General features: G+C 26.3%; 3 protein-coding genes. All 3 read right to left on the minus strand.

Features of this window, described 5'->3' with window-relative positions:
• Nucleotides 1-1,032 precede the first annotated feature (1,032 nt).
• The 3 genes from BA195_RS09485 to BA195_RS09495 all read right to left on the minus strand — a co-directional run bounded on the left by BA195_RS09485 (nt 1,033) and on the right by BA195_RS09495 (nt 5,054).
• Entirely contained in the window at nt 1,033-1,548 is a 516-nt protein-coding gene (locus BA195_RS09485) for a DUF6705 family protein (RefSeq protein WP_141677682.1), read from the minus strand.
• Between the two features lie 14 nt (nt 1,549-1,562).
• Nucleotides 1,563-2,960 (minus strand): hypothetical protein, encoded by a 1,398-nt coding sequence (locus BA195_RS09490; protein WP_068704851.1) that lies wholly within the window; start codon nt 2,958-2,960, stop codon nt 1,563-1,565.
• A gap of 237 nt (nt 2,961-3,197) precedes the next feature.
• Nucleotides 3,198-5,054 (minus strand): ATP-dependent nuclease, encoded by a 1,857-nt coding sequence (locus BA195_RS09495; protein ID WP_068704853.1) that lies wholly within the window; start codon nt 5,052-5,054, stop codon nt 3,198-3,200.
• Between the last annotated feature and the right edge of the window lie 323 nt (nt 5,055-5,377).

Raw genomic sequence — 5,377 nt, forward strand, 5'->3', positions numbered from 1 at the left:
TAACGATTTTTCGTAACATTAGATTCTACAAGATTTTTCTATAATTATAAAAATATTCTTAAAAACTAAATTATTCTCTTTTTAGCGCAACGATTTCATATTTATTTTGAAACTAGACGAGATTTTTATCGATTTAGTATTTCTGGAATTTAGGAAATCAATTCTCATAAAAGCGCAAATATTATTCAATTTTTTTAAGTTTCAATAAATTACATTTTTCTTAATTTTCTCTAAAAAATAGAATTATTTTTCAATAAAAATATTTTCTAAAAATTTCGATTTCTATGAGCGCCAACGTACTTGTGTATGGTTTCGTTACGGAAAAGAGCGCAGCAATTTTCCGAACTTAAACCAAAGATAGTAAAAGTGCGAGGATTTTCTGCAAGAAAATCCCCCGTAATGAACTATACACGCTGTTGGGTTTTCGTTATGTTAGTTTTCTGTTTTACTTTTTATTGTTGAAATAATTTTCCCGCAATTATTTCCATAAATAATTTTAATTCCGCGATTTATTCTCTTTTTTTTAGTATTCAATTCTGTTTTAATTTTACTTTTCCGCAATTATTCATATAGAATTTAAATTCCGCAAACTTGCTAAATTCCACGATTTGTTTTTCCTCTAGCATTCAATTCTATTTTTATTCTTTCTGAGATTTTTCTAAAGCAAGAGTTTTGAAAATTTAACTCTAAATACTCCAACTTTTTACAGAATAATTCTCAACTGGAATTTTTCTTTTTTTGAAAAACATTATTAGAAGACTAAAATTTTCAAATTATATTTTTACGGTTTTCTGAGAAAATTCCGATATAGTTTTTCCACAAGTTTTTCCAACTTTTTAAAATCAATTAAAAATCTAAAAGTTTGAATTTTTACGATTTTTTGTTAATGAAACCCAACGTTTTTGTGTATGAAAAGTAGCAGAATAAATTACTTCAATTTTCAATTTTAAAAACAAAAATAGCAGAAAAGAGCTAACTGAAAATTTGGGACTTAACTGCTATTTTTTATACACGGTGTTGTGGTTTGTATTTTTATTGGTTTGTTTTCTTTAACAACATTTCTTTTGGAATTGTAAATCCTTTAGGTTTATCTTTATTTGAAAAAGTGTAAAATAACGTCCACTTAGCAGTGTTGTTTTCTAAAATCTCAAAATTTACGTTAGCTAATTTTTTGTATTTAAAGTCATTTATCATAAACTCTATTTTTCCTTTTTCATACATTTCAAAAGTACCATTAGTTTTACTTAAAAATGCATTCGGATTTTCAAAATTACAATTTTCAAAACAATAAAGACCATTAAGTACATCCATGTATATATCACTACCTTTTAAAAATACTTTCTCTTTGAAAATTTTTAGCTTAAATTTTTTACCACCAACATTACCCTCCCAAATTCCAATAAACTTCTTTATAATAGAATGATCTGTTTTGTAATATGTTCCTTTTTGTATTTTGGCCTTTGTCATTCCTTTTTTTAAGGTTATTTCTTGTGCTGAAATACAGCTAAAATTCAAAAGTATTATTAGTATTAAAATTATATGTTTCATTTTTTAAGTTTTTATTATTTACAATTAACATTTTTTATATCAGCATTTTGAGTTTCAATTTTTTGCCATTTACTATAATCAGAATTACCTTTTAATAAACTTAATCCTGAATTTTCTAGTGCTTTAAGCATTGCGACCTCTCTAGCTTTTATTTCATTATACCCATAAAGAGGTCCAGAATAAAGGTCATAGTGTCTAGAATAATAATGAGAAAAACTAGTAAAAGTAGTATCAGTTAAATTATCCCGTCCAAAACTTTTAAATTTTGTAATATCATTAATTATTATTGTATAAGAGGTTTCATGATATGCTATAATTGTTGATAAAAATGTATTAGAATTATTTATAAATCCTTTGATATAAAAATCATATATGGCTTTAATGTCATTTGTTGAAAAAATAGGTCTTCCTAGAGGAGGAATATGTGTATGTATAAAACCGCCAAAAGGACCAATAACATTTAAATCAATATGATTTTCTCCAGGATTACCTTCAACAAGGTCATAAGGCTTACCATCATGATTGATTAGAAATCCTGATTCATAGTCTTTAGAAGTATTAGCTTTTAATTCTTTAAGTTTTTCTTTAAATTTGGAGTTTGTTTCTAGTTTTTTTACTCTGTCACATGGATTGTCATCATTTTGATTGTCATCATCATTTTGGTCATTGTTATTATTAGAAGAACTTCCACCACCATAACTCCAACTATTACAACCAACTTCACAACCACTATTTGAATTTTCACCACCTCCAGTATCATATAAATCTGCAATAGTTAAATAATTAACATTAGAACTAGATACTACTATTTCATTTAATAGTTGGTCATTGCAAATACAATACTTGTCCTCAGAATCATGCCCACATTCTTTTCTACATTCAGCATCACCATCAGGTGAACTTCTAAAACTTTTATTAGAATATTTAGATTTATTATATGCTCTAATGATACTACCATTATATATTTTAAAAGCTTTATTAAAATTTCCATTTAGGTCTGAAATTAAAATTTGCCCGCTAAAATGTTCAGTTCTAAGATTTAAATGTGGGTTGATATTAATAACTACACTTTTTATAGAATCTTTAATTTTAAGTAATGCTATTCTAGAATAAAACTCATCAAACTTTGTCTTTACGGGAAGTAATGTTAATTTAGCTTCTGTATTTGTTATATTTTCTTGCTTAAGGTTTTGAGTTGATATTGAATTAATGAAAGATTCACTTTCTCTTGCTTTGTAACTAGAATATTTTTTATTCTCAATAAAACTTAAAGCTTCATTAATTTCTACAGTAGAAAAAGTTTGATTTTCTGTTGGGATAGAGAGGTCTTCATTTTGACAATTCCAAAGTAATAAAGAAATTCCAAAAAGAAGAATTCCGAGTTTGATAAAGTTGATTTTTTTGTTTTTCATACACTGTAAATTTAAGATTAATATTTCGTTTTTGTAAATAAGCTGTAATTTTATAAATACTCAATTACATTTGTAGGTGAGCGAAATATGAACCACAACGTGATTGTGTATGGTTAGTTGCGTGTTTAAGCAACTAATTTAGTAAACAAAAACGAACGCGAGAAAATTCCGAAGGAATTTTCCAAGTAAGCACTAGCCAAAGCAATTAATTATACACGTTGTTAGCCACTGCCTTTTCTAATCAATTTCATATAAAACTTTTAATAATTCTTTACTGCAATCAATGAAATCTCTTGATTTCGAAATATTTTCAATATATGAATTGAACAATTCTGAAGACAAATCTTCACTTGTCTTGGAAAGTAAATCACTATCTATTGTTGAAAAATGATTTTTAAAGCATTTATAAAAATCAGATATTAAAGATTTATTAAATAAATAATGAGAATTCCCAGCTTCTAATGCATTTGCTAAAAAATCATTGTAATTTACTGTATTAAGCTCTGGTCTTGACTCTTTTTTTTGTCCGTTGAATTTTATTTCAAAATCTTTATAGTATTTAGACGTATGAGTACTAAAGTCAAAATTAATATTAGAAAAAAATTCTTCGATAAAGAAATGTACTCTAAGTTTAGAGATTCCGCTCCAATTAGATAAAAATTCGCACAATTTTTCTAAATCTGAAAATATTGTTGATTCAATGCAGTAACCATTATGTGTGTAAACATTTGAATTATTACCTAATTTTCGAGAAATTTCTTGATTGAAATCATTACAAGAATTTTCTGTAGAAAAATCTTTATCATAAATCACGGCATAACTTTTATCTTTAAAAAGTTGGCTTAAAAGTCTTTTATTATGGTCTATCTTTTTTAACAAAAAATCTTTACCTCTGAGGTGATAGAAAACGACTTCTTTCTTTGGTTTATTTTCAGGCTCAATCTTTAAATGTTTTTTTAAAAGTCGATTAATATATTCTATATCATCATCTCCTTCTACAAAACAAACTTTATGGGTATAATTAAGTTTATCAAGAGCTACAATTATACCACCCAACTCTTTCTTTATTTTGTCAAAGTTTTTTAGGTCTAATCTCTTTATAGCACCTTCATTTTTACTTTCATTATTTAGATAAAATAATTCATCAGGATTTAGTTCACTAACAAAAGTATCATTGTGTGATATTACAAATGTTTGCGTGTTATTAATTAGTCTCAATTCTTGAAGAAGTTTCTTCTGTAATTTAGCGTGAATATGTGAATCCGGTTCATCAATGAGTAATATATTCATTGCATTTTCAAGATAATCTATCGTTGAGAAAATTTCTGCTACTTGTAAAAATCCACTTCCTTGTAAATGGATATCTAAATTTTTAGTTCCATTAGATACCTTTAAATCTATATATTCATCCTTTTGAAACCTCTTTTCATTAGTGCAGTAGAAATTTATTTTTTGATTTAAAACTTTTGATATTTGATTTTCTAAGTTTGTACGATTGGTAGCTTTTTTTTTGATTATTTTGTTTCGCAAAACTTCACCTGATTTACCTATTGAAATCTTCTTTAGTACTTGCCCAGAGTTCATAAAAGGTTCCTTATTTAGTATATTAGAAACAGGTTTAGTTTGATATATAAAAATAGCTTCATCAAGCTTAATTTGTTTATGTTTTAAAAATGATGCGAATTTTTCAAATTCTTTATGATTTATTGTTTTAAATCTTAAATATGAATTGCTTATAGATTTAGGTTTACTTAACTCAAAAGTTAATGCGAATACGTTTTCTTTGTCTTTAATATTTACTGTTATTCTTGCTTGATTTGGTGCTTCAAAGAATAAATCTGTATCATTTATTAACCTAATAAATGTTAAATCTCCAAATGGAATATAAGTATTACCTCCATCTGCTTTATAAAAGTTTGTTCTTTTTGCATTTATTATTCGTTTAAAGCAACTCTCCCAAATCAACAGAGCTTCGAATATTGTACTTTTTCCTATGTTATTTTCACCTATTACAACATTGAAATTTTGATTACATTCGAAAGAAAGGTTTTTGAAGCCTTTAAAGTTTTTAATTTGGATAGATTTTAAATGCACTTTGCGGTTTTTTTAGGTTGTGGCTAACGTGTTTGTGTATGGTTTCGTTACGGAAAAGAGCGCAGCAATTTTCCGAATTTAGACCAAAGATAGTGAAAATGCGAGGATTTTCTGTAAGAAAATCCCCCGTAATGAACTATACACGTTGTTGGGTTTTCGTTATATTGGCTTACTATTTTAATTTTTATTGTTGAAAGAATTTTTCCGCAATTATTTCCATAAAGAATTTTAATTCCGCAAACTTGCTAAATTCCGCGATTTATTCTCTTTTTTTAATATTCAATTCTGTTTTAATTCTACTTTTCCGCAATTATTCATAAAGA

Origin of the sequence: Tenacibaculum soleae, from assembly GCF_001693415.1 — a bacterium.
GTDB lineage: Bacteria > Bacteroidota > Bacteroidia > Flavobacteriales > Flavobacteriaceae > Polaribacter > Polaribacter soleae.

Excerpts from the sequence above, each read along its gene's own strand:
- BA195_RS09485 (WP_141677682.1), bottom strand. The coding sequence starts at position 1,548 with ATGAAACATATAATTTTAATACTAATAATACTTTTGAATTTTAGCTGT.
- BA195_RS09490 (WP_068704851.1), bottom strand. The coding sequence starts at position 2,960 with ATGAAAAACAAAAAAATCAACTTTATCAAACTCGGAATTCTTCTTTTT.